Raw genomic sequence first — 25,551 nt, 5'->3', positions numbered from 1 at the left:
AGTCCCTGTGAGCGGCTCCCTCAAACGCGAACGGCCGCCCGATGGGCGGCCGTTCGGCGAAGCGTGGTGCGCGGAGCGCGTGCTACCAGCGGTAGTGCGCGAAGGCCTTGTTGGCCTGCGCCATGCGGTAGATGTCGTCCTTGCGCTTGTAGGCGCCGCCCTGGGAGTTGATGGCGTCCATCAGCTCGTTGGCGAGGCGCTGGGCCATCGTCTTCTCGCGGCGCTGGCGGGCGAATTCGACGAGCCAGCGGACGGCGAGCGTGCGCGAGCGGCGCGGCGGGACCTCGACCGGGACCTGGTAGGTCGCGCCGCCGACGCGGCGGGAGCGGACCTCGAGGGCCGGCGTGAGGGCCTTCAGCGACGCCTCGAGCTGCTCGACCGGATCCTTGCCGGTCTTCTCGCCGATGATCGCGAGCGCGTCGTAGACGATCCGCTCGGCCGTGCTCTTCTTGCCGTCGAGCATGACCTTGTTGATGACCTGGGTGACCAGGCGCGAGCGGTGAACGGGATCCGGCTCGACCGGCCGGATGGTTGCTGCGGAGCGGCGGGGCATGAAGTCTCTACTTCTTCTTGACGCCGTACATGGAACGGCTCTTCTTGCGGTCCGAGACGCCGGACGCGTCGAGCGTCCCGCGAATGACCTTGTACCGGACGCCCGGGAGATCCTTGACGCGGCCACCACGCACGAGCACGACGGAGTGCTCCTGCAGGTTGTGGCCCTCGCCCGGGATGTAGGACGTCACTTCCACCGAGCCGGTGATGCGAACACGCGCGACCTTGCGCAGGGCGGAGTTCGGCTTCTTTGGCGTCGTCGTGTAGACGCGCGTGCAGACTCCGCGACGCTGCGGAGCGGCCTGCTTCTTCTTGTTGCCCTTCCCCGACTTGAGACCCGGGGTGGACATCTTGCGCGGCTTGGGCTTGCGACCCTTGCGGACGAGTTGGCTCGTGGTGGGCATGCGGCGCGTGATGGTAGCAAGGGTTCGGCCCCAGTCCGTTTCCGGCGCGTGACAGCTGGGCGGACCGCGCACGACATCTTCTCCTCGCGCGCGCGAGAAACCGGCCGGGTTCGATCCCAGCTAGGCGACGGCCGGAATGCGGTCCAGTGCGTCGAGCGGGGCCAGCGCGGTGAGGCCTTGGTCGGCAGCGACGGGGGCGTAGGTGACCTCGCCGGCGGCGACGTTGAGGCCTTCGAGGAAGCCCGGGTCGCTCTTGAGCGCGGCGTGGACGCCGTGTTCGGCGAGCTTGATCACGTAGGGCATGGTCGCGTTCGTGAGGGCGAAGGTCGAGGTGATCGGGACGGCGCCGGGCATGTTGGCCACGCAGTAGTGGGTGACGCCGTCGACCTCGTAGGTCGGGTCGGTGTGGGTGGTCGGCCGGCTGGTTTCAAAGCAGCCGCCCTGGTCGATGGAGACGTCGACCAGCACCGCGTTGGACTTCATCAACTTCAGCTGCTCGCGCGTGATGACGTGCGGCGCCTTGGCGCCATGCACGAGCACCGCGCCGATGACGAGGTCGACCTCGGGCAGCAGCTTCTCGATCGACAGCGTCGAGCTGAAGACCGTCGAGCAGCGGTTGTTCAGCAGGAAGTCCAACTCGCGCAGGCGATCGATGGAGCGGTCAAAGACGTAGGTCTCAGCACCCATGCCGATCGCGATCTCCGCCGCGGTCAACCCGACCACACCGCCGCCGATGACCATCACCTTGCCCGCCGCCACGCCGGGCACACCGCCGAGCAGCAGGCCGCGACCACCGAGCGGCTTCTCCAACATGAACGCCCCGGCCTGCGTGGCGATCTTGCCCGCCACCTCGCTCATCGGAGCCAACAACGGCAGCCGGCCGTTCTTGTCGGTGACGGTCTCGTAGGCGATGCAGGTCGCACCCGACCGGCGCAGGCCCTCCGTCAGCGCCGCGTCCGGCGCCAGGTGCAAGTACGTGAACAAGATGTGGCGCGCCTCCAGCATCGCCACCTCCACCGCCTGCGGCTCCTTGACCTTGACGATCATGTCGCTGCCCGCGAAGACGGCGGCCGCGTCGGGGACGATCGACGCGCCCTGCTCGGCGTACTCCGCATCCGGGATCGCAGACCCCTCCCCCGCGCCGTGCTGGATCAGCACGTCTTGGCCCCGATCGACTAGCTCACGCACGCCCGCCGGCGTGATCGCCACGCGGTACTCGTCGGTCTTGATCTCGGTCGGAACGCCAACCCGCATGAAGGAACCTCTCCTGTGTAACTGTGCCTAGCTGACCAGCTCGCGCCCGCGGAGGGCGAGCCAGAACTCGATCCGGTCACGTGCGCTGGCGAGGTCGCGCCCCGTCAGCTCCTCGATCTTCCGGATCCGGTACCGCAGCGTGTGCCGATGGCAGTACAGGCGCCGCGCCGCGGCCTCCCACTGCCCGTTGCACTCGATGAACGCCTCGAGCGAGCGCATCAGCTCGCCGCCGTAGTGCCCCTCACCGGTCTCGATCGGCCCGAGCAGGGACTCGCAGAACAGGCGCAGCGCGTCGCTGTCCTGCAAGGACAACAACAACTGGAAGGACCCCAGGTCGCGGTAGGTCGCGACCGTCGGCTTGGTCGCCACGGCCGTGCCGTTGCCGTTGGACGACACGTGCCCGTTGGTCTCGATCGGGCGACCCAATGTCCTTGCCTCGAGCGCACAGCGCGCCTCGTGGTAGGCCCGCCGCGCGTCGCCTGCCGCCACCGCACGCCCCGCGCCCGCGGCCGGCACCGCGCCGAGCTTGGCGACCACGCGATCCAGCACGCGCTGGGACAACTCGAACAGCTCCTCGTCCAGGAACCCGGGCAGCAGCGCGCAGACGTGGTTGCTGGCCGTCGCCACCAGGCCGCTGACCGCCTCATCGCGCAGCGCGCTCGCCAGCGCGGCCTCGCACGCTTCCGGCCCGCCGCCGCCCTTGCCTGCCGCGCGCGGGGGCGGCGAGAGCACGAGCGCGGTCACGCGACCGCCCAACCCGAACGGCTCAAGCCGCCGCGTCAGGTCCGAGCCCGAGACCGTCCCGGCCACCAGCTCGCTGAGCACGTCGCCCGCCAGCCGCCGCTCGGTCGACGAGGCGACGTGGCGGCGCAGCAGCTCCAGCGCGACCACGGTCACCGCCTGGTGCAGGACCACGCGGTCGAACTCCGACAGGCCGCCGGAGTCCTTGACCGCGACCAGCCACGCCTGCGGCAGCCCGGTCGTCTCGGCCCCCGCAACCGGCAGCGCCAGCGACCGCGGCGCCAAGTCCGGATGCGACGGCACGAACCCGCGCGCCTCGGTCCGCCGCGCGCGCTCGCGCAGCTCGGCGCCCACCGCGCTCAACGCGTCGTCCGGCAGCTCGCGCCGGAACGCGTGCAGCGCCTGCGGCTCGCCGCGGCCGTCGAAGACCACGGTCGTCCCGCCGATCAGCGTCGCCAGCGCCGCCGCGATCGCGTCCAGCCCGCGCTCGGACAGCACGATCCGCTGCAGCCGCTCCTGCACCGCGATCGACCGCTGCAACAACGCGTACTGCTCGTTGACCAGCCGCGCGAACGCCTTCTCGGTGACCGCGATGAACGGCGTGTCGTAGGGGATCTCGATCAGCGGGAAGTCCCGCTCGGCCGCCGCCTCGATCAGCGCTTCTGGCACGGCCTCGTGCCCGAAGCCGACGCCGAAGCCCAGGCCCGCGAGCCCGTGGTCGGCCAACTGGGCGACGTACGCGCGCTGCTCGGCCGCCGACGGCAGTGAAAGGCCGGTGGTCAGCAGCAGCTCACCGCCCGAGAGCCACGGCGTGGGATCCGCCAGCTCGGAGATGTGGACCCAGCGCACGGGCGCGTCGAGGTTCGCCTCACCGGCGAGGACCCCGACGTCCAGATCCCGCAGCAGCTCCCGGACGGTCAGCAAGGCGTCCGCCTACCCGACGTTCATCCGGCGCGAGGCCTCTTCGAGGACCGGGCGCAGGACGCCTTCGATCTCCGCGAACTGCTCGGGGCCGGCGATGAGCGGGGGCGACAGCATGATCACCGGGTCGCCGCGGTCGTCGGCGCGGCAGATGAGCCCGCGCTCGAACAGCTCCGAGGAGAGGTAGCCGCGCAGCAGCGACTCGGATTCCGCGTCGGAGAACGACTCCTTGGTCTCCTGGTTCTTGACCAGCTCGATCGCGTGGAAGTACCCGGCACCGCGCACGTCGCCGACGATCGGGATGTCGCGCAGGCCGTCGAGCATGCCGCGGAACGCGGGCTCGTTGGCGCGCACGTTGCCGAGGATGTCCTCGTCCTCGAAGACCGCGATGTTGGCCAGCGACACCGCCGCCGCCACCGGGTGGCCGCCGAACGTGATGCCGTGGGTGAACGTTGTCGTGCCGTGCGAGAACGGCTCGAAGACCTTCTCGGAGGCGATGACCGCGCCCATCGGGGCGTAGGCCGAGGTGATGCCCTTGGCCGTCGTGATGATGTCGGGCTGGTAGTTGAAGCGCTGGGCGCCGAACCACTCGCCGAGGCGGCCCCACGAGCAGATGACCTCGTCGGAGATGAAGAGGATGTCGTAGTAGTCGGCGATCTCACGCACGCGCTCGAAGTAGCCCTCCGGCGGGACGAAGCAGCCGCCGGCGTTCTGGACCGGCTCGAGGATGATCGCGCTGACCGTCTCCGGGCCTTCGAATTCGATGCGGTGGGCAATCGCCTCCACCAGCTCCTCGGCCTTGTGGCCTTCGGCCAACCGGTAGGTGTTGGTGTTGGGGACGTGGCAGCCGCCCGCCGGCAGCGGCTCGTAGGGCGCCCGCAGGCTGGCGATGCCGGTCGCCATCAGGCAGCCCATCGTCGTGCCGTGGTAGGCCGTCTCGCGCGCGATGACCTTGTACTTGGTCCCGTTGCCGCGCAGCTTGTGGTACTGGCGAGCGAGCTTCAGCGCGGACTCGACCGCCTCCGAGCCGCCGCTGGTGAAGAACACGCGGTTCAGGTCGCCCGGCGTCAGCTCGGCGATCTTGGCGGCCAGCTCGATGGCGCGCGGGTGCGCGTAGCTCCAGTTGGTGAAGAAGCCGAGCTCCTTCGCCTGATCGGCACCCGCCTGCGCCACATCGGCGCGGCCGTGGCCGATGTTCGTGCAGAACAGCGAGCTGAGGCCGTCGAGGTACTTCTTGCCGTGCTGGTCCCAGACGTAGCAGCCGTCGCCACGCGTGATGATGGGCACCTCGGCGCCGTCCTGGTAGGCGCCCATGCGGCTGAAGTGCATCCACAGATGCTTGCGAGCGAGCTCCTGGAGCTCGGCGTTGCTCGTCTCGGCGGTGGTCGCCATCGACGCTCTCCCTTTTCCCGTTGTCCGATCTGGCAGGTACGCCGTCGCGGTGGACAACGGTACCCAGGCCGGGAGGCTCCCGCGAGTCCGCCTGCCACGCTGGCCCAAGATCGGCCAATGCTTCTGCCACATCGTCTAACCGGTGCAATGCCTCCTGGCACGGCGCCGGACCCCCTGATCAGGCTACGGGCGTCGTCCGACCAACCCGTCCGTTGTCACAACTCGGCGCGCTGGCCGTACTTAAGGGCGCGTGCCCAATGTCTCCTGTCCGAGCTGCGGCCTGACGAGCTATGCGGTGATCCCGCACAGCACGGCCTCGCTGTGCCCGTACTGCGACGCGGAGCTGTTCCCGCGCATCGTGCGGCCGGGGACAGGTGCTGCGGCGGCCGCGAGCGACGAAGCGCCAGGCGCCGGGGTCAAGGCACCTACCGCCGAAGCGGCCTAGCCGGGCGCGATGATCAGCCGCAGCCCGGCGTCGTAGGCGTCGAGCTGCCGCAGGTGGCCGTGACGCTCGTCCCACACGCCCGAAGCGAGATCGCGCTCGACGTCGCGCACCACACGCTCGACGACCTCGCGCGGCTGGCGGGCGAACCCGCTCGTCGCCGCCCGCGCGTCGGCGTCCAGCACGCGCTCGGGGTGCGCCCAGAAGGAGAGCAGCGTCTGATCGGGCGTGTCCCGCGCGACCGGGACGACCTCCACCTCCGCCCCGCCGAGCCACGCCGCGATCGTCTCCGGCGCCGGGCAGATCCGCCGGTCCATCTCCGCGACCTCGGTGAGGTAGTCGGCCATCAGCCACATCGCGCCGCTTACTCCGGGATCGAACGTCGAGATCACGACCGGCCCGCGCGCGACCCGCCGCAGCTCCCGTACGCCCCGCTGCGCATCGGCATCCCAATGGTGGATGGTCATGATCGCCATCGCCGCGTCGACCGAGTTGTCGCGCAACGGCAGCGCGCCCGCGCCCGCCCGGATCGCCGGCACCCGCTCCGGCCCGCGCTGCGCCGCCATCACATCACTCGGCTCAACCGCGACAACATGCCGATCCCGCGGCTCATACGACCCCGCGCCCGCGCCGACGTTCACCACCGTCTTGGCTTCGCCCAGCGCCGCCTCGATCCGCGCCTTCAGCTCCGGATCCTCCCGCCGCCTGGCGGCATAGCCCTGCCCGATCGCGTCGTAGCGCGGTGTGACGTCCTGCGCAGCCATCGTCGAATCCTCCCACCCGTCCTGCCACCGGGCAACCCGCCGCCCTTGACGTAACCATCCGCACAGGTCCACGCTGCGCACAATCGCTTAGCAGTGTGTAGTCATCACTCTCGGAAGGCTGGTTTAGCCATGCGCGGCATGCGGTTCACGCTCGGATCACTGGCGGTCATTGCCGCGCTCGCGGCCTTCACCGCCTCCTCGGCTACCGCGACGTGGACGGTCCCGCCGACCTCTGTGCTCCCCAACACCAGCCTGCTCACGGGCGTGCACTGCGTGACGATCTCGACTTGCCTGCTCGTCGGCCGCCAGTCGGGCGCCTCGTCCTCCGCGCTGGCCGGGACCTGGGACGGCACGTCGTTCGCGCAGCAGACTCCGGTCTCCACCACGGCGGAGCTGTTCGGCGCCACCTGCGGGCCGACGATCTGCTTCGCGGTCGGCCACGCCTACAGCTCCGGGACTTTCGTGCCGCACGCCGAGTCCTGGAACGGCTCGAGCTTCGGCAGCTCGACCACGGCGACGCCGAGCGGCGCGACCTACTCCGACCTCTACCGTGTCGCTTGCCCGTCCTCGACGCTTTGCTTCGCCGCCGGCTACTACAACAACGGCACGGACGACTTGCCGCTGATGGAGGTCTGGAACGGGACCAGCTGGTCGATCCAGTCGCTGTCGTTGCCCGTCGACACCCACGCGGGCAAGCTGGCCGGCATCACCTGCACGTCGGCGTCGTCGTGCTGGTCGGTCGGCTTCATCGAGACCGATGGCCAGCCGCGCAAGGCGCTGGCCATCTCCTGGGACGGCAGCTCGTGGACGACCGGGTCCGCCGCGATCCCCGCCGGAGCGGTGGGCTCGGCGCTCAGCGGCGTCGCCTGCCCGTCGGCCAGCAACTGCCAGGCCGTCGGCATCTACAACGACAGCTCCTCGGTACAGCGCCCGCTGGCCGAGAGCTGGAACGGGACGTCATGGTCGCTGCAGTCCTTCCCCACTCCTGGCGGCGGCGCGACCGACCCGCAGCTCTTTGACCTCTCCTGCTCGGGCACGAGCGCGTGCGAGACGGTCGGCTGGACGACGGTCTCCGGCACGACGCAGCCGCTGGTGGCGGGCTGGAACGGCTCAACTTGGGCGCTGCAGTCGGTCCCGCGTCCACACGGCACCTCAGACGCGTTGCTGGCCGGCATCTCGTGCCCGTCGACGTGCCTGTCGGTCGGCTACACGGTCTACGACGGCAGCACTGGCATCACCGGCATCCGCACGTACGGCGCGTTCGGGCCCTAGCCCGTCTTCGGGATCATCGTGCCGCGGCCGCGGGCAGGATCGGGTGGTGCGCGGTCGCGCCGTAGGCGTTGCCGCTGACCGGCACGCTCCGCGCCGCGCCGCCGACGTCGAACCGGACCGTGCCGGTCCCGTCCGGGACGATCCCGAGGGCGCGGAAGCGGGTTGCCGCCCCGTTTCGTCCCGTCCGATAGACGCCGAGCATCAGGCCCTCGCGCGCCACGCGCGCCGCGGGTAGGCACACGACGGCTCCAGGGCCGTCCTGGATGACGCACGCGATCGCTCCACCCCTGACCGCCCAGACGTCTCCCCGCGGTGTCCGTCCACGCTGAACGTCGGTGAAGCGCGTCCCAGCCGGCGCGCCGAGCGTCGCCAGGACCTTGCGCTCCAGCACGCGCGGCATCCGCTCGGGCCGCCCGCGCCAGAGTGCGAACCGCTCGTGCAGCGCCACGCGGGCCGCCTGCGCGTCTTCCGGTCGCGCGTCGGCCTGCAGCCGCGCCCAGGTCGTTGCTTTCTGCGCCGCGGGCACTGGACCACCGACGTCCCGCTTCCCGGCGATCGGGCCTCGCAGAGCCAGAATCGCCACCACCGTCGCCATCAGCACCAGCCCACTTCGAAGCACCATCGCCCCCACCTCGCTCTCGTGTCGTGGATCCGGCGGGCGGCGTCGCGAGGCGACGCCGCCCGTCCCGGTCCCTGCCTAGGGCTGGAACGCCGTCCCGTGGACGGTGTTGGCGCTGCCGCCGTTGTTCCGGATCAGCGGCGTACGCGTGGCGTAGCTGCCGAACGACGCGTAGACGCCGTCAGGCGAAGGCCCGCCCGAGCACGGCGCGCCAGCGCCACCGGTCTCGGCCGTGCCAACGCAGACGCTGTGCTGGTCGCCCGAGCCGTACACCGCGTTGAGGTTGCGGGCCGTGCCGGCGCAGGTCGCGCCCGCGCCCATCGTCTGCCCGCCGCAGTAGTCGCTGGTCGACGCCGTCGCCGTGGTCGACGACGACCCCGCCAGGGCGAGGTAGATCGCCGCCACCGCCAGCGCGGCGAATACTGCCGCCCCGATCGCCTTCGCATTCGATGCAGAACTCATGTTGATGACCCTCCTGCTTGTCATGGACATTGCTTTGCGGCTGTGCACGGTCGCGCTCTACATGTGCCGTTCTGCGGCGCGGCTCTAACCAGGCTCAGCGACGCTCAGCTTTTTGATGTTCTGCCTATGACGAGCCTCGGGCGAACAGTCTGGATGACTGTCGCGACGACAGGCGACGCACCGGTCGCACGGCACGACGCGGTGAAACGCTCGAGGAGTTGGAACGCGGCCGGAGCGCGTTCGCACGCAGACCTGCTCACCGGTCCGCGCAAGGACGACAGGACGGCCCTAGTCCGTCTTGACCGGCGCGCTGTCGAGGTCCTCGAGGTCGTAGCCCAGCGCGTGGAACGCGCGCCGGGCTGCGATGAGGTCCGCGCGCGTGCCGGCTGAGGCGATGCGGCCGGAGGCGAGGAGCATGTTGGCGCCGGTGGTGTCGCCGCGATCCAGCGCCGTGCGGGCGCGGTCGAGGTCGGAGGCGAAGCTGCGGATCCCCGCGATGTAACGAGCCTGGGCGGAGGCGGCGGCTGCAGGTGGCTGTAGGCGCGCCAGGCGGGTCGCCCAGTCGCGCAGGACGTGCTGGAGGCCCGCGACGTGGGCCGCCTGGTCGGCGGCGGAGGCATCAGCGTCCAGCGGCTTGCCGACGTCGTACTTGGCCGCCAGGCCTTGGGCGGTCTTCGGGAAGGCGTCCTCGTACTGGGCTTGCGTCAGCGTGCCGGTCGGCAGCGACGGGATCGGAAGCGGCTTGGAGCCGCAGCCGCCGGCGACGAGGACGGCGGCGGCGAGCGCGAGGAGAAGCGTGAGGCGGCGCATGGAAGCGCCGCCCACGGTATCTGCGAAGGGTGGTCCTACGCGGCGGCGGGCGCCGGCGTGAAGCCGTGGCCGCCGGCGACCTGGCCGTCGGCGGAGCGCGCGGGCGGCGTCATCGCCGAGGCGACGATCACCAGGACGAAGGCGACAGCCTGCAAGACGATCCCGAGCGTGGAGCCCGGCAGCGGGTCGCCGAAGACGATGATCCCGGCCGCGACCGTCGTGATGTTCGCGGCGGTGCCGGTGATCGCGATCACGGAGACGGCGTCGCCGTCCTGCAACCCACGAGCCGAGGAAAAGAACGCGGCCACCGAGGCGGCGAGCGTGACGTACAGCCACGGGCTAGCGGCCATCGCCAGCAGGCCGTCTTCACCGACGATGCCGGTCAGGGCCTTGATCGCGACGTCCGAGACGCCGAAGAGGACGCCCGCCGCGGCGCCGAGCATGACGCCGTGGTGGTGCGCCGGAGCGCCGACGCGCGGGCCCATGATCAGCAGGCCGCCGATGCCGAACAGACCGGCCTCGAAGGCGATCATCGCGGGCGTGTTGAAGTTCGAGTGCGAGCCTTCGGTGCTGTGCGGGAAGGTGATCGCCAGCAGGATCAGGCCCAGGCAGGTGAGCGCGAGGCCCCACCACTGCTTGTTGCCGACCTCGACGCCAAACAGGCGCTGGGCCATGATGCCGATCATCACGACGCCGCCCGCAAGGACGACCTGGACGACCGAGATCGGTGCCAGGGCCAGCGCGGCCACGTGGAAGATCCACGCGGTCGTGGCGATGCCCATGCCGATCGCGAACCACTTCGACGAGTACAGCTGCCGAGCGGTGCGGAAGGGGTGGAGGACGTCGACCTTGGGGCACTCGCAAGCACCACGGTGCTTGAAGAAGAAGCCCAGGTTCGAAACGAAGGCGCAGACAAGCGCCAGGAGAATGCCGAGTTGGATCGTCACGTGGTGGTGGTTTGGGGCGATGGCAGGTCAGGCGGCGCGAGCAGGGTTCACACCCAGCTCACCGATCTCTCGCCCCAGAGATCGGCAAACGCTCCGAACCGCTTGACCCAAACGGTCCTCGCAAAGCGTAGCGGTCCCAGTTCCTACGCGCATAAGGTTTGGATGAAGATGGACAGAACCCCGAAAATGCAGGCGAAACCGCTGTTGCTGGTGGACATCGACGGCGTGATCTCACTTTGGGGCTTCCCGATGGACATGCGTCCACCCGGCGCGTTCGCAGTCATCGACGGCATCCCCCACTTCCTTTCCACCCGCGCGGCCGAGCACCTCCTCGCCCTTCAGGGCGCCTTCGAGCTCGCCTGGTGCAGCGGCTGGGAGGAGAAGGCCGACGAGCACCTCCCGCACCTGCTCGGGGTGCCAAGAGGGCTGCCGCACCTGACGTTCGAGCGCTCGCGCGCCGACGTGTCCGCCCGCGCGCACTGGAAGCTGGCAGCGATCGACGCGTTTGCCGGACCCGACCGCGCGCTGGCGTGGATCGACGACGCGTTCAACGACGCCTGCCACGTCTGGGCAGCAGAGCGTGGCGCGCCGACGCTGCTCGTGGAGACCGAGCCGCGCGACGGTCTGCGCGAAGACCACGCCGCGACGCTCGCGGCGTGGGCGAAGGGCCTGGGCGCGGCGGCTTAGGCCGCGATCTCGACGCGGTCGCGGCCGTTGGCCTTCGCCGCGTACATCGCCGCGTCCGCGCGCGAGTACTGCGCTTCGAGGTCAAAGCCGGCCGCGCCGGACACCGCGACGCCGAAGCTCATCGTGATCGGATGGCCCGCGATCGGCTCGGCCCGGATCGCCTCACGCAGCTTCTCGGCCAGGCCGCGAGCCTCGTCGGGCGTCGCGCCCGGCACGAGGACCACGAACTCCTCGCCGCCGAGGCGGTAGGCAAGGTCGTAGGCGCGCAGCGTCGTGCGCCAGCGGTAGGCGATCTCGCGCAGGACCGCGTCGCCGACCTGATGGCCGTCGCGGTCGTTGATGGCCTTGAAGTGGTCGAGGTCGCCGAGGACGAGCCCGACCGGCCGACCGGAGACCTCGGACTGCAGCTCCAGCTCGCGGCCGCGCGCCGCCAGCGCCTTGCGGTTGAGCATCTGCGTGAGCGGGTCCACGATCGCGTCCGCGCGGTGCTCGACTTCCGAGCGCATCAGCGCGCTGCCGACCAGCGCGATCCCGGCGACCAGCGAGAGCGGGAACGCCAGCACCCACGGCGCGTCGACGACGCGCTGGGCGTCGACGCCCGCGGTCGCGCCCGCGAGGACCGCGACCGTCAACGCGACCGCCGCGACCAACCCGCGTGACGTGAAGCGCCCGATCGCGGCAGCGATCGGAATTCCCAACCACATCAAGAACGGCGAGTCGGGCCCGCCGGTGAGCACCGCGGTGGCGCCAACGACGATCTGCGCCAGCGACCACGCCAGCGCGTAGACGACCTCCGCGTGCTCGGTGCGGCCCATGAGCCAGTCGCCGAGCATGAACGCGCCAGCGACGAGCGGCAGCAGGAGCACCGGCCACCAGCCGAGTTGCGGCACGGCGGACAGGACGACGACAGCCTCCAGGGCGAAGACGATCTGCCGCGCGGTCCGCGGGCGGCCGTCGACCTCCTGCAAGCGCGCGCGCACGGCGTGGTCGATCAGCCAGGTGTCCTCGGCGGCCGGGTCGAGCGCGCCGGCCGCCGTGGCGGTCGCGGTGACGGCGGGGGTCATGCGGCCTCCGTTTCGGGGACGAGCGCGAGCGCCGGCGGCGCCTCGGCCGGGCCGCCGCAGACGCGGTCGCGGCCGCCTCGCTTGGCGCGGTAGAGCGCGAGGTCGGCCTCCTCGTAAAGCGCGTCGAAGTCGAACGCGGTTCCCTCGGTTGAGGCGGCGACGCCGAAGCTCATCGTCACCTTCTGGCCGGCGATCGGCGCGGCGCCAATGGCGGTGCGCAGGCGCTCGGCGACCTCCTCGGCCTCGTCGACGGTCGCGCCGGGGAGCAGGACGAGGAACTCCTCGCCGCCGAGACGATAGGCCATCTCGTAGGCGCGGAGGCTGAGCCGCCAGCGGAACGCAACGTCGCGCAGAACCGCGTCGCCGACCTGGTGGCCCGCGGTGTCGTTGACGTTCTTGAAGTGGTCGAGGTCGCCAACGACGACGCCGACGGGCCGCTTGGTCAGCGCGGTCTGCTGCGCGAGCTCGGCGGCGCGCGTGACCAAGGCCTTGCGGTTGAGCATCTGCGTGAGCGGGTCCATCACGGCCTCGGCGCGCTGGGCAACCTCGGAGTGCATGTGTGCCCATCCAAAGAGCGCCACGCCGATGATCAGCATCGCGGGGAACGTGACCAGCGTGGGGTTGTCCAGGACGGCTTGCGCGTCGTCGACGAACGACATCCCGATGAGCAGGAAGAGCGTGACCGCGACGCCCGCGACGATCCCGCGGGTCGTGAACCGGCCGGGCAACGAGGAGACGGCGACGCCGTACCAGATCACGCACGGCGCCTTCGGGCCGTCCATGAGGATCGCGCCCGCCGTGATCGCGATGAGCGTGCTCATCCACGCGATCAAGAACGGGATCTCGGGCCGGGTGCTGTCCGGCATCCGCCGATCGCACACGGCGAAGACCAGCCCCACCGCGATCACCGGTGCTGGCGTCCACCATCCGAGCCAAGGAGCGCATCCCAGCAACACCGCCAACTGCAGGACGAAGGTCAACGTGCGCAACGTCCGCACCCGACCGCTCATATCGAGCAGCCGCTCCCGACCCAGTTCATCGATCAGCCATGTCGCCGGGGCTGGCGTCCCCTGGCCGGTGCCTTCCTCGGCAACCGGACTCGTCATCCCCATGGCTCAGACAGTCGGCATATCCGTGCAGCTTTTGAGCAGCTTTGGGCCTCAGACGGACAAAAAGGCGCAGGCTCCTACAGCTGCGGTATTGCGGACGCGTGCAGCGTCGGCGACAGCTCAGGCGTCCGTGGTGCCCAGCGCCCGCAGCATCTTCTCGACGTGCTCGCGCCCGACCTGCGGGATCGGCAGGTCTGGGGTTCGTTCGAGCAGCACGTCAAGACGCACGATCCCAGCGCGCAACGCCGCCTGGGCGTAGTCCCAGTCGCGCGGCCGGCCAGCAGCGCATTTCGAGAGCACGAGATCGTGCGGCTCGAGGCACCATGCGACCGGACGCCGGTCGGACGCGACCCGCGCCGGAACGGGAACCGGCACAAGGCGTCCCTCCCAACCCTCGGGCGCCTTCGCGGTCTCTGGTCCGACCCCATGGGCGTAGTAGCCGAACGTCACTTGGAAGCTAGACCCATCTCCGAGCGCACCGTCGATCATGTCCGCCCGTTGCGGGTCGTCACGTGGGTACAGATCGGCTTCCAGCGACTCGCGCATTTCCGACGGAACCTCGTCGTGCGTCCCGAGAATCGCTTGGCTACCGATGACAACGAGATCGTCGAGCCCGGTCACGTTGGCCGCCGCCGCGATCACGTGCTCGAAGTCCTGGCGGCGCATGTCAGCGCACCCGCTCGATGATCTGCTTGCGCTCTGTCTCGCTGAGCAAACCAGCAAGAGGCGAGTTCTGCCGCAGATCGTCGGCGGACTGACTCTCTTCGGCGATCGCCTCGCGGATCTCATCCACTGGGCGAGCCAGCAATGCCTCCCATTGCGCGGCGTAGTGATCGTCGATCCGCCCCTGCGCACGCCATCGATGCAGGACGTGGCGCGCCTCGTCGACCATCGGCCGGCGCAACTGCCGAGCCACGACCCGGTGATACGCCAGACTGCGCGCACGCGCCCGAGCGTGGCCGTCGTCACCGCGTGGTGGCTGCAGGTCGTCGGCACGCAAACGTCGCGCCGCCTCGCGCTGGCGGCTCATCGCGGGAGCCAGCGCGTAGCGCCGATCTCCTTGGGCACGATCGGCGTCGACGGCGTCACGCAGATCCAGAAGAGCAGGTACCGGCACCTCGAGACGCCCACCACGGGTGTAGACGACCGGGAGATCTCCAGCCTTGATCCAACGCTCCAGTGCCGTATGACTGACGCCCAGCGCGCGCGCGGCCAACCGCCGCGAGACCGTCTCCCCCAGCTCGCGCTCGAGCGAAAGACGTACCGCGCTCAGATCTTCGTTGCCGGGCATCGCAAGCCCGGCCCGCCTGAGGCGCACCAGGTTCTCGAACAGCTCCTGTCGATGTTCGACCAAGCCCACGAAGTCAGTGTAGCGTGAGTTTCCAAAAATAACAAAATATGGAAACTCTTCGACGAAGTGGAGAACGCGAGAGGGCGCCCCGTAGGGCGCCCTCTCGGAACAGCGTGGTGCGGAGGCGGCGAGCTACTGCTGCCCGTCGTCCTGCGGCACGTCCAGCTCGGCCAGCTCGTCGGCGAAGCCGGTGTCGCCGCCCGCGCCGATGTCCTCGAGCTGCGCGAGGTCCTGGTCGAAGCCGGCGCCGAAGGCGCCGAGGCCGTCACCGTCGCCGAGGCCGAGCTCGGCGGCGATCTCGTCCTGGTCGAGCAGGCCGACCTCGTCCATGGCACGCGGGAGCGGCTCGGAGGGCTCGATCTCGATGCGGCGGTAACGCTTCAGCCCGGTCGCGGCCGGGATCAGCTTGCCGATGATCACGTTCTCCTTGAGCCCGTTGAGCGTGTCCTTCTTGCCCTCGAGCGCGGCATCCGTCAGCACCTTCGTGGTCTCCTGGAAGGAGGCCGCCGAGAGGAAGGAGTCCGTGTTCAGCGACGCCTTCGTGATGCCGAGGATGATCTCCTCGAACTGTGCCGTCTCGCCCTTGGCCTTCTTGACCTCGGCGTTGACCCGCGCGAAGTCGTAGCGGTCCACGAACTGACCCGGCAGGTAGTTCGTGTCGCCCTTCTGGTCCACGCGGACCTTCTTGAGCATCTGGCGGACGATCAGCTCGATGTGCTTGTCGTTGATGTCCACGCCCTGGGACTTGTAGACCTCCTGGACTTCCTTGACCAGGTACTGCTCGGTCTCGGTCCGGCCGCGGAGCTTCAGCAGGTCGTGCGGGTACAGCGAGCCCTCGTTGAGCTGCGTGCCCGCCGGGACGCGCTGACCGTTCTCCACCAACAACCGCGTGCGACGCGGGAAGGTGTAGCGGTGCTCCTCGCCGGTGTCGTCGGTGACGACCACGGTCCGGGCCTTGTCGGTCTCCTCGAGCGTCGTGACGCCGTCCTGCTCGGCGATCTGCGCCAAGCCCTTCGGCTTACGTGCCTCGAACAGCTCGACGACACGCGGCAGGCCGTGCGTGATGTCCGCGCCGGCGACGCCGCCGGTGTGGAACGTACGCATCGTCAGCTGCGTGCCCGGCTCGCCGATCGACTGCGCGGCGATGATGCCGACCGCGTCACCGATCTGCGCGAGCTGGCCGGTCGCCATCGAGCGGGCGTAGCACGCCTGGCACACGCCGGACGTCGCCTCGCACTTCAGGACCGAGCGGACCGGCACCATCGGGCGGCCGCCCTTCTCGTGCTCGTCGCGGAAGTGCTCGACGATCAGCGCGAACTCGGCGCGGTCGATCTCCTTGCCCTTCTCGACGATCGCCTTGGAGCCCTTGCCGCCGATGTCGGCCGGCGCGATGCGGCCGACCAGGTTGGTGTTCGGCTCACCGCCCGCGTCGAAGACCGGGAGCTCGATGCCCTCGGTCGTGCCGCAGTCGAGCTCGCGGATGATGACGTCCTGGGACACGTCGACCAGACGGCGGGTCAGGTACCCCGAGTCCGCCGTACGGAGCGCCGTGTCGGCCAGGCCCTTACGGGCACCGTGCGTCGAGATGAAGTACTCGAGGACCGTCAGGCCTTCCATGAAGTTGGCCTTGATCGGGCGCTCGATGATCTCGCCCTTCGGGTTGGCCATCAGGCCACGCATGCCGGCCAGCTGGCGGATCTGGGAGATCGAGCCTCGGGCCCCGGAGTTGGCCATCATGAAGATGGGGTTCAGGGGATCGAAGTTCTCCTGCATGGAGTCGGCGACCGTGTCGGTGCACTCCGTCCACTTCTCTACGACCAGCTCGTGGCGCTCTTCCTGCGTGATGAGCCCCATGTCGTACTGGTCGTGGATCTCCGCGACCTCGTCCTCGTACTTCTTGAGGATCTCGCCCTTCTGGGGCGGGATGATCACGTCGTTCTTGGACACCGTGATGCCCGCGAGCGTCGCGAAGTGGAACCCGAGGTCCTTGAACGCGTCCAACACCAAGGCCACCGCCGAGGCGCCGAACGACTGCACGAGCGCGTCGATCAGCTTGACGGTGTCCTTCTTGCGCATCGCCTGGTTGACGAAGGTGTAGAGCTCGGGCGTGTAGTCCTCGCCCAGCGCCTCTTCCAGCGCGCGCTCGATCTTGTCGTTGTAGATGATGCGGCCGACCGTCGTGAGGACGTGGCCACCCTCGCGGCTGGTCTGGCGGTACTCGGCCAGGTCGTGCAGGCCCACGATCTTGTTGTCGTAGGACAGCTCGGCCTCCTGCGCCGTGCGGAACACCTTCGGGCGCGGCTCGTTGCTCGGCCACTCGTTGGCCGCGAGCTTGGTCTGCTTCTCGGCCAGCACGTCGGCGTCCTCGCCGTGCGTGAGGTAGAAGGTGCCCAGCACCATGTCCTGCGCGGGCGTCGCCAAAGGCGCGCCGTGTGCCGGGGACAGGATGTTGTTGGACGACAACATCAGGATCCGGGCCTCCGCCTGCGCCTCGGCGCTCAGCGGGAGGTGGACGGCCATCTGGTCGCCGTCGAAGTCCGCGTTGAACGCGGAGCAGACGAGCGGGTGGACCTGGATGGCCTTGCCCTCGACGAGCACGGGCTCGAAGGCCTGGATGCCGAGGCGGTGCAGCGTGGGCGCGCGGTTCAGGAGCACCGGGTGCTCGTGGATGACCTGCTCCAGGACGTCCCAGACCTCCGGGATCATCGAGTCCACCATCTTCTTGGCGGCCTTGATGTTCTGCGCGGCCTTGCGCTCGACGAGCTGGGCCATGATGAACGGCTTGAACAGCTCCAGCGCCATCAGCTTCGGCAGACCGCACTGGTGCAGGCGCAGCGACGGACCCGACACGATCACCGATCGGCCGGAGTAGTCCACGCGCTTGCCCAGCAGGTTCTGACGGAAGCGGCCCTGCTTGCCCTTCAACATGTCCGAGAGCGACTTCAGCGGACGGTTGCCCGGGCCCGTGACGGGCCGGCCGCGGCGGCCGTTGTCGAACAACGCGTCGACGGCCTCCTGCAGCATGCGCTTCTCGTTGTTGACGATGATCTCCGGCGCGCCGAGGTCGAGCAGGCGCTTGAGCCGGTTGTTGCGGTTGATGACGCGGCGGTAGAGGTCGTTGAGGTCGGAGGTCGCAAAGCGGCCACCGTCCAGCTGGACCATCGGGCGCAGCTCCGGCGGGATGACCGGAACGGCCTCGAGCACCATGTGCTCCGGCTTGTTGTCGGAATGCAGGAAGGCCGAGAGGACCTTCAAGCGCTTGACCGCGCGGGCCTGCTTCTGGCCCTTGCCGTTCTTGACCTGGTCCTCGAGGTCCTCGCGGTCGTGCTCGAGCACGATGCCGGGCTGGTCCTGCGGGGCGAGGTCGTCGCCGGGCAGGCGATCGGCGTCCGTCTCACGCGGCGGCGCGAGGCGGTCGTACTCCTGCTTCTCGGTGAGCAGCGTGCGGATGTGCTCCGCGCCCATGCCGCCGCCGAAGTACTCGCCGAAGCCGAACGGCGACCCAAAGCGGTGCTTGAGCTCGCGGAAGAACGTCTCGTCGGCGATGATCGTCTTGGGGCGGAAGTCGTCCTTCTCCGCCGCCTTGTCGACGTAGGTGTTCAGCGGCCAGTCCTGCCCCTCCTGGGGCGCCTCGTCGGCCGGCTCGTCCTTGTTGGCGAAGAGCTTCCAGACGTCCTTGAGGCGCTCGCGGGCGTCCTCGTAGTAGGCCTGCGTGTCGTCGATGTCCGACGCGAAGGTCTTCTGGATCTCCTTGATGAGCTTCTCGCGCTCGTCGTCGGAGAGCTTCTTGACGTTGATGTCCAACGACTCGGCCCAGAGGTGATCCTCGTCGCCGAAGTCGCCCTGCTCGCCCGTGTTAAGGAACGTGATGCGGGCCTCGCGGCTCTTGCGGAGCTCCTCGACGCGCTCGTTCTCCTCCTCGCGCAGGCGGGTCAGCTCCTCCTGCATCTCGCCCTCGAGCTTGGGCAGGTCGCGCCAGCGCGCCTCCTGGTCCACCCACGTCACGATCGACGCGGCGAAGTACAGGATCTTCTCGAGCTCCTTGGGCGCCATGTCCAGCAGGTAGCCGATGCGGCTCGGGACGCCCTTGAAGAACCAGATGTGCGAGACGGGCGCGGCCAGGTCGATGTGGCCCATGCGCTCACGGCGCACCTTGGACCGCGTGACCTCGACGCCGCAGCGCTCGCAGACGATGCCCTTGTAGCGGACGCGCTTGTACTTGCCGCAGTAGCACTCCCAGTCCTTGGTGGGACCGAAGATGCGCTCGCAGAACAGGCCGTCCTTCTCGGGCTTGAGCGTGCGGTAGTTGATCGTCTCGGGCTTGGTGACCTCGCCCGAGGACCAGCCGCGGATCTGCTTGGAGGACGCCAGTCCGATCTCGATGGCGTCGAAGTTGTTGATGTCGATCATGCGATCTGCTCTCTCTCGGTCCTACGCCTCGTCCTCGACCGGTGCGACGTCCTCAGGGATGTCGCCCAGGTCGATCTCGCCATCCACCTCAAGGTCCGGTGCGACCTCGTCGGTGTCGGCTTCGCCGGTGGCCTCTGCGCCATCGGAGGCATCCGTGTCGTCGCTGCCCTCGACCGCCTCATCGGCGGCCTGACCGTCGCCAGCGCGAACGCCAGAGAGGTCGATGCCGAGCTCCTCGGCGGCGCGCAGCAGGTCGTCGTCCTCGTCGGCCATCTCGGCGCGCTGGCCCTCTTCGGAGACGACGTTGACGTCAAGCGCCAGCGACTGCATCTCCTTGAGGAGCACCTTGAAGGACTCGGGGATCGACGGCTCGGCGATGTTCTCGCCCTTGACGATGGCCTCGTAGGCCTTCACGCGCCCGACGGTGTCGTCGGACTTGATCGTCAGCATCTCCTGCAGCGTGTAGGCGGCGCCATAGGCCTCGAGGGCCCACACCTCCATCTCGCCGAAGCGCTGGCCGCCGAACTGCGCCTTGCCGCCCAGCGGCTGCTGGGTGACCAGCGAGTACGGGCCGGTGGAGCGCGCGTGGATCTTGTCGTCCACGAGGTGCAGCAGCTTCAAGATGTACATGTAGCCGACGGTCACCGTCTCCTCGAACGGCTCGCCGGTGCGGCCGTTGAAGAGCTGGAACTTGCCGGTGGCCTGACGGCCCGGGACGCGGCTCGTGTCCACGTCCATGTTGATCTTGCCGCCGTACTTCTTGTGGTCCTCCTGCCAACGCACCAGCGCGTTGTCGACGTCCTCCAGGGAGGCACCGTCGAACACCGGGGTGGCGGTGTAGACCTTCTCGCCGTACTTGAAGCCCTTCTCCTCGTCGTCGAACCAGCCCTGTGCGGCGGCCCACCCGAGGTGGGTCTCCAGGATCTGGCCGACGTTCATGCGGGACGGAACGCCCAGCGGGTTGAGGATGACGTCGACCGGCGTGCCGTCCTCGAGGAACGGCATGTCCTGCTCGTCGACGATCTTCGAGATGACGCCCTTGTTGCCGTGGCGGCCGGCGAGCTTGTCGCCCTCGGAGATCTTGCGCTTCTTGGCGACGAACACGCGGACGAGGTCGTTGACGCCCGGCGGCAGGTCGTCGCCGTTCTCGCGCGAGAAGGTCATGACGTCGATGACGACGCCACCCTCACCGTGCGGGACCTTCAGCGACGTGTCGCGGACCTCGCGTGCCTTCTCCTTGAAGATCGCGCGGATCAGCTTCTCCTCCGCGGTCAGCTCGGTCTCGCCCTTCGGCGTGACCTTGCCCACCAGCAGATCGCCGGAGCCGACCTCGGCGCCGATGCGGACGATGCCGCGGTCGTCGAGGTTGCGCAGCGACTCCTCCGAGCGGTTCGGGATGTCGCGCGTGATCTCCTCGTCGCCCAGCTTCGTCGTGCGAGCGTCGATCTCGTACTCCTCGATGTGGATCGAGGTGAGCTCGTCGTCCTTGACCAGGCGCTTCGAGAGGATGATCGCGTCCTCGAAGTTGTAGCCCTCCCAGGACATGAAGGCGACCATCAGGTTCTTGCCCAGGGCCATGTCGCCCTTGTCCGAGGCGGAGCCGTCCGCGAGGAGGTCTCCGGCCTTCACCTGCTGGCCGGTCGTGACGAGCGGCTTCTGGTGGATGAGCGTGCCCTGGTTGGAGCGCATGAACTTCTGGAGCTCGTGCTCGTCCTTGCCCTCAGCGTGCTCGACGACGATCTGCTCGGCGTCGACGTAGGCGATCGTGCCGTCGTGCAGCGCGATGACGAGGTCGCCCGTGTCCATGGCGGCGCGACGCTCCATGCCGGTGCCCACGACAGGGGCGTCGGTCTTAAGGAGCGGCACTGCCTGGCGCTGCATGTTGGAGCCCATCAACGCGCGGTTGGCGTCGTCGTGCTCGAGGAACGGGATCATCGCCGTGGCGACCGACCAGATCTGCTCGGGCGAGACGTCCATCAGGTCGACGTCCTTCGGGCTGACCGTGACGTACTGGCCGGCCAGGGTGCGGCAGAGGACCTCGGGGCCCTTCAGCTTGCCCGTCTTGGGGTCGATCGGCTGGTTGGCCTGCGCGATCAGGCGCTGCTCCTCCTGGGTGGCGTCCAGGTGCACGAGCTTGTCGGTGACCGTGCCGTCCTCGATCACGCGGTAAGGCGTGGTGACGAAGCCGTGCTCGGAGACCTGCGCGTAGGAGGACAGCGAGCCGATGAGGCCGATGTTCGGACCCTCAGGGGTCTCGATCGGGCACATGCGGCCGTAGTGCGTCGGGTGGACGTCGCGGACCTCGATGGGCGCGCGCTCGCGGGTCAGGCCGCCCGCGCCGAGGGCGCTCAAGCGCCGGCGGTGCGTCAGGCCGGACAGCGAGTTCGTCTGGTCCATGAACTGCGACAGCTGCGACGAGCCGAAGAACTCCTTCAGCGCGGCGACGACCGGGCGAATGTTGACGATCGTCTGCGGCGTGATCGTGTCCTCGTCCTCCGTCGTGAGGCGCTCGCGGACGACGCGCTCCATGCGGTAGAGGCCGATCCGGAACGCCTCCTGGATCAGCTCGCCGACCGTGCGCAGGCGACGGTTGCCGAAGTGCTCGTACTCGTCGAGGCGATCGGCGATCGGCTCGCGCGGCATGGCGTTGGCCTCAGCCGCGTAGTCCTTGATCTCGACCTCGCCGTCCTCGGGGATGCCGAGGAGCTTGGGGAGGCTGATGAGCTCGCGGACGAGCGCGTGGATGTCGTCGTGCGTGAGCGTGCGGGTCTCGAGGTCGATGTCGAGGCCCAGGCGCGCGTTGAGCTTGTAGCGACCGACGCGGGTCAGGTCGTAGCGCTTGGGGTCGAAGAAGAGCTGGTTGAGCAGCGCGTAGGCGGCGTCAACCGACGGCGGCTCGCCCGGACGCTGCTTCTTGAAGAGCTCGATGAGCGCGCCCTTCTTGGTCTTCGTCGGCTCCGGATCGCTCTCGATCGTGTTGCGGATGTAGAGCGAGTTCTCGAAGAGGGCGGCCAGCTCGGTGTCGAGCTTCTCGATGTCCTCGTGGGACTCCTCGACGTCGGCGTCGGTCTCCGGGTTGTACGCCATGGCGCGCAGGAGGACCGTGACCGGCAGCTTGCGCTTGCGGTCGATGCGGACGAAGACCTTGCCCTTCTTGTCGATCTCCATCTCCAGCCACGAGCCGCGGGCCGGCATCAGGTTGGCGGTGAAGACCTGCTTCTCGCGGTCCTTCGCCTCCATGATGTAGGCGCCGGGCGAGCGGACGAGCTGCGTCACGACGACGCGCTCCGTGCCGTTGATGATGAACGTGCCGCGCTCGGTCATCCACGGGAAGTCACCCATGAAGACCGACTGCTCGCGGATCTCGCCCGTCTCGTGGTTGATGAACGCGACCGTGACGGTGAGCGGACGGGAGAAGGTGAGGTCCTTCTCGCGGCACTCGGCGATCGAGTTCGGCGGCGCGTCGAAGACGAAGTCGCCGAAGTTGACGGCCAGATGGCCGGTGTAATCCTCGATCGGCGAGATGTCGTCGATCGTTTCGCGGAGACCGCCGGTCTCCGGATCCACGAGCCACTCGAAAGAGCGGCGCTGGATGTCAATCAGGTTCGGAAGGTCAAGGACCTTGTCCAGGCGCGCAAAGCTGCGGCGCGTCCGGGTGGCGTCGAGGGCAGGCACTACGGCGACTCCTCAGGGGTGGAGGCGGGCAAACTGGGAGGGCGCGTCTTAGCAGCCAGGCTGGCGCAGAGACGCGACCTGCCAATCTAGCACAGGCCGAAGCGGACCCCGGTCGCGGGGCAGTCAGCGCTCACGGACCCCGCCCTGGCCCCCGCGTATGTGGCGCGGGATGCGAATTCGGGCGGCTGCGACTATTGGCCGACGGGCGGCAGTGTAGCGGTGGAATGCGACGGCCGCCAGGTTTGCCCGATGCCCGTTCGGCTCAACGCTTCTTCTTGGCCTTCGTCGCGCAGGTCTTGTAGGTGCGCGTCTCGGTCAGCGTCTTGCCGTCGCTGAGCTTGACCGACAGCTTGACCTTGAAGGTCCCCTTCGGCAGGCCGGTCAGTGTCACCGGGACCTTGAGCTTCTTGGCGGTGTAGGTCTTGGCCTTGCCCTTGCCGATCGTGACCTTGATCGAGCTGACCTTCGCCGCGCCGGACTTGGGCTTGCGGACGGTGAGGGTCAGGCGCCGCTTGGACAGGCACTTCTTCGGCGAGGCCAGCGAGACGACGTCGGCGACCTTGGGCTTGGCGATCGGCTTGGTCGTCACGGGCGGGATGACCGGCGGGGTCGTGACGGGCGGCGTGACGACGGGCGGCTGGGGCTCCGGCAGGCCGGCGTTGCGGATCCGGATCACCCGCGCGTTGTTGTTGTCGGTCACCCAGATGTCGTTGCCGACCTTGGCCACCTGCTGGGCCGCGAAGCCCGCGGGCAGGGCGATGAAGCGCTGGCTGCCGTCCTGCGCGATCCGCAGGATGCGCGCGTCCTTCGAGGCGACGTAGACCGCGCCGTCGGCGCCGACGGCCATCCCGAAGGGGTTCGTCAGGTTCGACGCGACGATCTGGGCGTTCGTCCCGCTGGACGCGAAGGGATCGATCCGGACGACGTTGCCCGAGTTGAACATCGTGACGTAGAGGTTGTTGTCGGCACCGAGCTCGATGCCCTGCGCGCCCGATGCGACCGGGATCGGGAACGTCGCTTCGGCCGCACCCCAGGCGCCGTTGCCCGGCAAGCTGTAACGCCGCACGACGTTGCCGTCGTAGTCCGGGACGAACGCCTTGCCCAGGGCGAAGACCAAGTCGTAGGCGTCCTCGTTCGTCGGGAAGGCCTCAAGCTGGCTGCCGTCGCCGTTGACGCCGCCCAGGCCGTGGCTCGCGCCGCACGCGTCCGCGGGATCAGGCGCGGTGAAGAGCATCCGCGTGTCGTTGAATTTCGCCATGCCGACCGGGCCGCAGGTCTGCGACGTCACCTGCGGCGTGACGCCGCCGCTCGTGTCGATCTTCTGGAAGCCCTTGCCGGCGCCCGTGCCTATCGCCACCCAGACGCGGCCGTCGGGGCCGAGCGCCGCCGACGTCGCCGTCCCGGCCGCGCCGGGCAAGGTCACGCGCCGGATCATCTGCCCGGTCGGCGACAGGACCGCCACCGACTGGTTGAAGGTCTCGACGACGTAGACGTTGCCGTCCGCGCCGGCCGTGATCCCGTTGCCGCCGCTGGCCAGCGCGACCGGCGGCTCCACGACCTCCGCGCGAGCGGCGGCGGGGACGAGCGCGAGCGCGCAGGCGAGGCCCGCGAGGGCGAGACGGCTGGACCGTGACATGGCGGTGGAGCCTGCTCAGCAGGCTCCACCATGTCAAGGCTCTTGGCCGGACGGCGTCCGCTACGCCGGGGTGGGCGCGGCGTCGACCTCCGCCGCGCGCTCCCGGGCGATCCGCCGGTCGCGCAGCAGCGAGGCCACGACGCCGGTGCCCAGGACGAGCGCGATCGCCGGCAGCGAGATCTCCGGGCCGAGCTTGCCCCACAGCTCGCCCGCGGCCATCTTGATCCCGATCAACACCAGCAGCGCCGCCAGCGCGGTCTTCAAGTAGTAGAGGCGCTCGACCAGGTCAGCGACCAGGAAGAACAGCGGCGCCAGGCCCAGCAGGGCGAAGGCGTTGGCGGCGAAGACGATGAACGCGTCGTCGGTGATCGCCAGGATCGACGGGACCGAGTCGATCGCGAACACGATGTCGGCGATGACCAGCGCCGCGACCGCGGCGGTGGCGATCGACAGGTTCGGCAGCCGCGCCTTGAGCTTCTCGACGAACGCGGTCTCCCCCGCGCTGTCGTGGCGGTGCTGGTACATCCGCCAGCCGGTCCAGACCAGCAGCGCGGCGAACAGGTAGGAGATCCACGAGGCGTGGTGCAGCGCGGTCGCGCCGACGGCGATGAAGATGCCGCGCAGCACGAGCGCGGCGACGATGCCCCAGGTCAGCAGGCGGTGGCGCTCGACCTCGGGGATGCCGAAGCTCGTGAGGATCAGCAAGAAGACGAAGACGTTGTCCAGCGACAGCGACTTCTCCACCAGGAAGCCGGCGAAGTAGAGGCCGGCGTCGCGGCCGCCGAAGGCGATGATCATGCCCGCGCCGAAGCCGAGCGCGATGATCAGCCAGCCGATTGATTGCAGCGTGGCCTTGCGGACGCTCATCCCGGCGCCCTTGCTCTCGCGGCGAGCCAGCCAGAGGTCGAACGACAGCAGGACGAGCAGCGCGCCGATGAGGACGATCCACTTCATGTTGGGGCGGTTCCTTTCGCGGGTCGGTGATCCGCGAAGGTTTGACCGCCTCCTGAGAGGCCGCGCGCCCCGGGCCCTGGCTCAT

General features: G+C 69.2%; 20 protein-coding genes. 2 read left to right on the top strand and 18 right to left on the bottom strand.

Going from position 1 to position 25,551, the window contains the following annotated elements:
* Window positions 1–82: 82 nt before the first annotated feature.
* The 6 genes from rpsG to ACT01A_RS20160 form a co-directional block, all read right to left on the bottom strand.
* On the bottom strand, window positions 83–553 hold the full coding sequence (rpsG, locus tag ACT01A_RS20185; protein WP_445148893.1) for a 30S ribosomal protein S7: 471 nt from the start codon (window positions 551–553) through the stop codon (window positions 83–85).
* A gap of 7 nt (window positions 554–560) precedes the next feature.
* Window positions 561–956 carry a 30S ribosomal protein S12 gene (rpsL, locus tag ACT01A_RS20180; RefSeq protein ID WP_324911581.1) on the bottom strand — a complete coding sequence of 132 codons (396 nt, stop codon included), beginning with the start codon at window positions 954–956 and terminating at the stop codon, window positions 561–563.
* Window positions 957–1,076: 120 nt separating this feature from the next.
* Window positions 1,077–2,210, bottom strand: a complete 1,134-nt coding sequence (gene ald, locus ACT01A_RS20175) for an alanine dehydrogenase (RefSeq protein WP_445148892.1) — start codon at window positions 2,208–2,210, stop codon at window positions 1,077–1,079.
* A 27-nt stretch (window positions 2,211–2,237) separates the two neighbouring features.
* Entirely contained in the window at window positions 2,238–3,875 is a 1,638-nt protein-coding gene (locus ACT01A_RS20170) for a PucR family transcriptional regulator (RefSeq protein ID WP_445148891.1), read from the bottom strand.
* Between the two features lie 9 nt (window positions 3,876–3,884).
* Window positions 3,885–5,264 (bottom strand): aspartate aminotransferase family protein, encoded by a 1,380-nt coding sequence (locus tag ACT01A_RS20165; protein WP_445148890.1) that lies wholly within the window; start codon window positions 5,262–5,264, stop codon window positions 3,885–3,887.
* 441 nt (window positions 5,265–5,705) lie between these two features.
* Complete coding sequence (locus ACT01A_RS20160; protein ID WP_445148889.1) at window positions 5,706–6,470, bottom strand: class I SAM-dependent methyltransferase; 765 nt, start codon at window positions 6,468–6,470, stop codon at window positions 5,706–5,708.
* Between the two features lie 138 nt (window positions 6,471–6,608).
* Here ACT01A_RS20160 and ACT01A_RS20155 point away from each other — a divergent pair, with 138 nt between their 5' ends.
* Window positions 6,609–7,742 carry a hypothetical protein gene (locus tag ACT01A_RS20155; RefSeq protein ID WP_445148888.1) on the top strand — a complete coding sequence of 378 codons (1,134 nt, stop codon included), beginning with the start codon at window positions 6,609–6,611 and terminating at the stop codon, window positions 7,740–7,742.
* A gap of 13 nt (window positions 7,743–7,755) precedes the next feature.
* Here ACT01A_RS20155 and ACT01A_RS20150 read toward each other — a convergent pair whose 3' ends face one another.
* The 4 genes from ACT01A_RS20150 to ACT01A_RS20135 form a co-directional block, all read right to left on the bottom strand.
* Window positions 7,756–8,268, bottom strand: a complete 513-nt coding sequence (locus tag ACT01A_RS20150; RefSeq protein ID WP_445148887.1) for a hypothetical protein — start codon at window positions 8,266–8,268, stop codon at window positions 7,756–7,758.
* A 171-nt stretch (window positions 8,269–8,439) separates the two neighbouring features.
* The gene (locus ACT01A_RS20145) at window positions 8,440–8,823 is read right to left on the bottom strand and encodes a hypothetical protein (RefSeq protein ID WP_445148886.1); all 384 of its coding nucleotides are present in this window, start codon (window positions 8,821–8,823) and stop codon (window positions 8,440–8,442) included.
* A gap of 288 nt (window positions 8,824–9,111) precedes the next feature.
* Window positions 9,112–9,633 carry a hypothetical protein gene (locus ACT01A_RS20140; protein WP_445148885.1) on the bottom strand — a complete coding sequence of 174 codons (522 nt, stop codon included), beginning with the start codon at window positions 9,631–9,633 and terminating at the stop codon, window positions 9,112–9,114.
* Window positions 9,634–9,668: 35 nt separating this feature from the next.
* Window positions 9,669–10,580: a hypothetical protein gene (locus ACT01A_RS20135; RefSeq protein WP_445148884.1), complete on the bottom strand. Its 912-nt coding sequence runs from the start codon at window positions 10,578–10,580 to the stop codon at window positions 9,669–9,671.
* Between the two features lie 168 nt (window positions 10,581–10,748).
* On the opposite strand from ACT01A_RS20135, the gene ACT01A_RS20130 reads away from it, so the two are divergent.
* Window positions 10,749–11,267 carry a hypothetical protein gene (locus ACT01A_RS20130; protein ID WP_445148883.1) on the top strand — a complete coding sequence of 173 codons (519 nt, stop codon included), beginning with the start codon at window positions 10,749–10,751 and terminating at the stop codon, window positions 11,265–11,267.
* Here ACT01A_RS20130 and ACT01A_RS20125 read toward each other — a convergent pair.
* From ACT01A_RS20125 to ACT01A_RS20090, 8 genes are all read right to left on the bottom strand, one after another.
* Window positions 11,264–12,331 (bottom strand): GGDEF domain-containing protein, encoded by a 1,068-nt coding sequence (locus ACT01A_RS20125; RefSeq protein WP_445148882.1) that lies wholly within the window; start codon window positions 12,329–12,331, stop codon window positions 11,264–11,266. The genes ACT01A_RS20130 and ACT01A_RS20125 overlap by 4 nt on opposite strands.
* Window positions 12,328–13,437 carry a GGDEF domain-containing protein gene (locus ACT01A_RS20120; protein WP_445148881.1) on the bottom strand — a complete coding sequence of 370 codons (1,110 nt, stop codon included), beginning with the start codon at window positions 13,435–13,437 and terminating at the stop codon, window positions 12,328–12,330. The genes ACT01A_RS20125 and ACT01A_RS20120 overlap by 4 nt, the downstream gene beginning before the upstream one ends.
* Before the next feature lie 123 nt (window positions 13,438–13,560).
* A complete protein-coding gene (locus tag ACT01A_RS20115; protein WP_445148880.1) occupies window positions 13,561–14,106 on the bottom strand; it encodes a DUF6036 family nucleotidyltransferase in 546 nt (181 codons plus the stop codon).
* A gap of 1 nt (window position 14,107) precedes the next feature.
* Window positions 14,108–14,800 carry a hypothetical protein gene (locus ACT01A_RS20110; protein ID WP_445148879.1) on the bottom strand — a complete coding sequence of 231 codons (693 nt, stop codon included), beginning with the start codon at window positions 14,798–14,800 and terminating at the stop codon, window positions 14,108–14,110.
* A gap of 123 nt (window positions 14,801–14,923) precedes the next feature.
* Entirely contained in the window at window positions 14,924–19,201 is a 4,278-nt protein-coding gene (gene rpoC / locus ACT01A_RS20105; protein ID WP_445148878.1) for a DNA-directed RNA polymerase subunit beta', read from the bottom strand.
* A gap of 21 nt (window positions 19,202–19,222) precedes the next feature.
* Window positions 19,223–22,876, bottom strand: a complete 3,654-nt coding sequence (gene rpoB, locus ACT01A_RS20100) for a DNA-directed RNA polymerase subunit beta (RefSeq protein WP_445148877.1) — start codon at window positions 22,874–22,876, stop codon at window positions 19,223–19,225.
* A 262-nt stretch (window positions 22,877–23,138) separates the two neighbouring features.
* Window positions 23,139–24,512: a Vgb family protein gene (locus ACT01A_RS20095; RefSeq protein WP_445148876.1), complete on the bottom strand. Its 1,374-nt coding sequence runs from the start codon at window positions 24,510–24,512 to the stop codon at window positions 23,139–23,141.
* A gap of 60 nt (window positions 24,513–24,572) precedes the next feature.
* On the bottom strand, window positions 24,573–25,466 hold the full coding sequence (locus ACT01A_RS20090; protein WP_445148875.1) for a TerC family protein: 894 nt from the start codon (window positions 25,464–25,466) through the stop codon (window positions 24,573–24,575).
* Between the last annotated feature and the right edge of the window lie 85 nt (window positions 25,467–25,551).

The sequence above is a fragment of the Baekduia sp. Peel2402 genome (assembly GCF_052567285.1).
Note: the sequence above shows the minus strand (reverse complement) of the source record. Positions and strands in the feature narration are given on the sequence as shown.

Coding starts and splice junctions, on each gene's coding strand:
- ACT01A_RS20165 (WP_445148890.1), bottom strand. CDS start 5,264: ATGGCGACCACCGCCGAGACGAGCAACGCCGAGCTCCAGGAGCTCGCT.
- rpsL (WP_324911581.1), bottom strand. CDS start 956: ATGCCCACCACGAGCCAACTCGTCCGCAAGGGTCGCAAGCCCAAGCCG.
- ACT01A_RS20130 (WP_445148883.1), top strand. CDS start 10,749: ATGGACAGAACCCCGAAAATGCAGGCGAAACCGCTGTTGCTGGTGGAC.
- ald (WP_445148892.1), bottom strand. CDS start 2,210: ATGCGGGTTGGCGTTCCGACCGAGATCAAGACCGACGAGTACCGCGTG.
- ACT01A_RS20140 (WP_445148885.1), bottom strand. CDS start 9,633: ATGCGCCGCCTCACGCTTCTCCTCGCGCTCGCCGCCGCCGTCCTCGTC.
- ACT01A_RS20125 (WP_445148882.1), bottom strand. CDS start 12,331: ATGACCCCCGCCGTCACCGCGACCGCCACGGCGGCCGGCGCGCTCGAC.
- ACT01A_RS20090 (WP_445148875.1), bottom strand. CDS start 25,466: ATGAAGTGGATCGTCCTCATCGGCGCGCTGCTCGTCCTGCTGTCGTTC.
- rpsG (WP_445148893.1), bottom strand. CDS start 553: ATGCCCCGCCGCTCCGCAGCAACCATCCGGCCGGTCGAGCCGGATCCC.
- ACT01A_RS20145 (WP_445148886.1), bottom strand. CDS start 8,823: ATGAGTTCTGCATCGAATGCGAAGGCGATCGGGGCGGCAGTATTCGCC.
- ACT01A_RS20115 (WP_445148880.1), bottom strand. CDS start 14,106: ATGCGCCGCCAGGACTTCGAGCACGTGATCGCGGCGGCGGCCAACGTG.
- ACT01A_RS20120 (WP_445148881.1), bottom strand. CDS start 13,437: ATGACGAGTCCGGTTGCCGAGGAAGGCACCGGCCAGGGGACGCCAGCC.
- ACT01A_RS20160 (WP_445148889.1), bottom strand. CDS start 6,470: ATGGCTGCGCAGGACGTCACACCGCGCTACGACGCGATCGGGCAGGGC.
- ACT01A_RS20155 (WP_445148888.1), top strand. CDS start 6,609: ATGCGGTTCACGCTCGGATCACTGGCGGTCATTGCCGCGCTCGCGGCC.
- rpoC (WP_445148878.1), bottom strand. CDS start 19,201: ATGATCGACATCAACAACTTCGACGCCATCGAGATCGGACTGGCGTCC.
- ACT01A_RS20095 (WP_445148876.1), bottom strand. CDS start 24,512: ATGTCACGGTCCAGCCGTCTCGCCCTCGCGGGCCTCGCCTGCGCGCTC.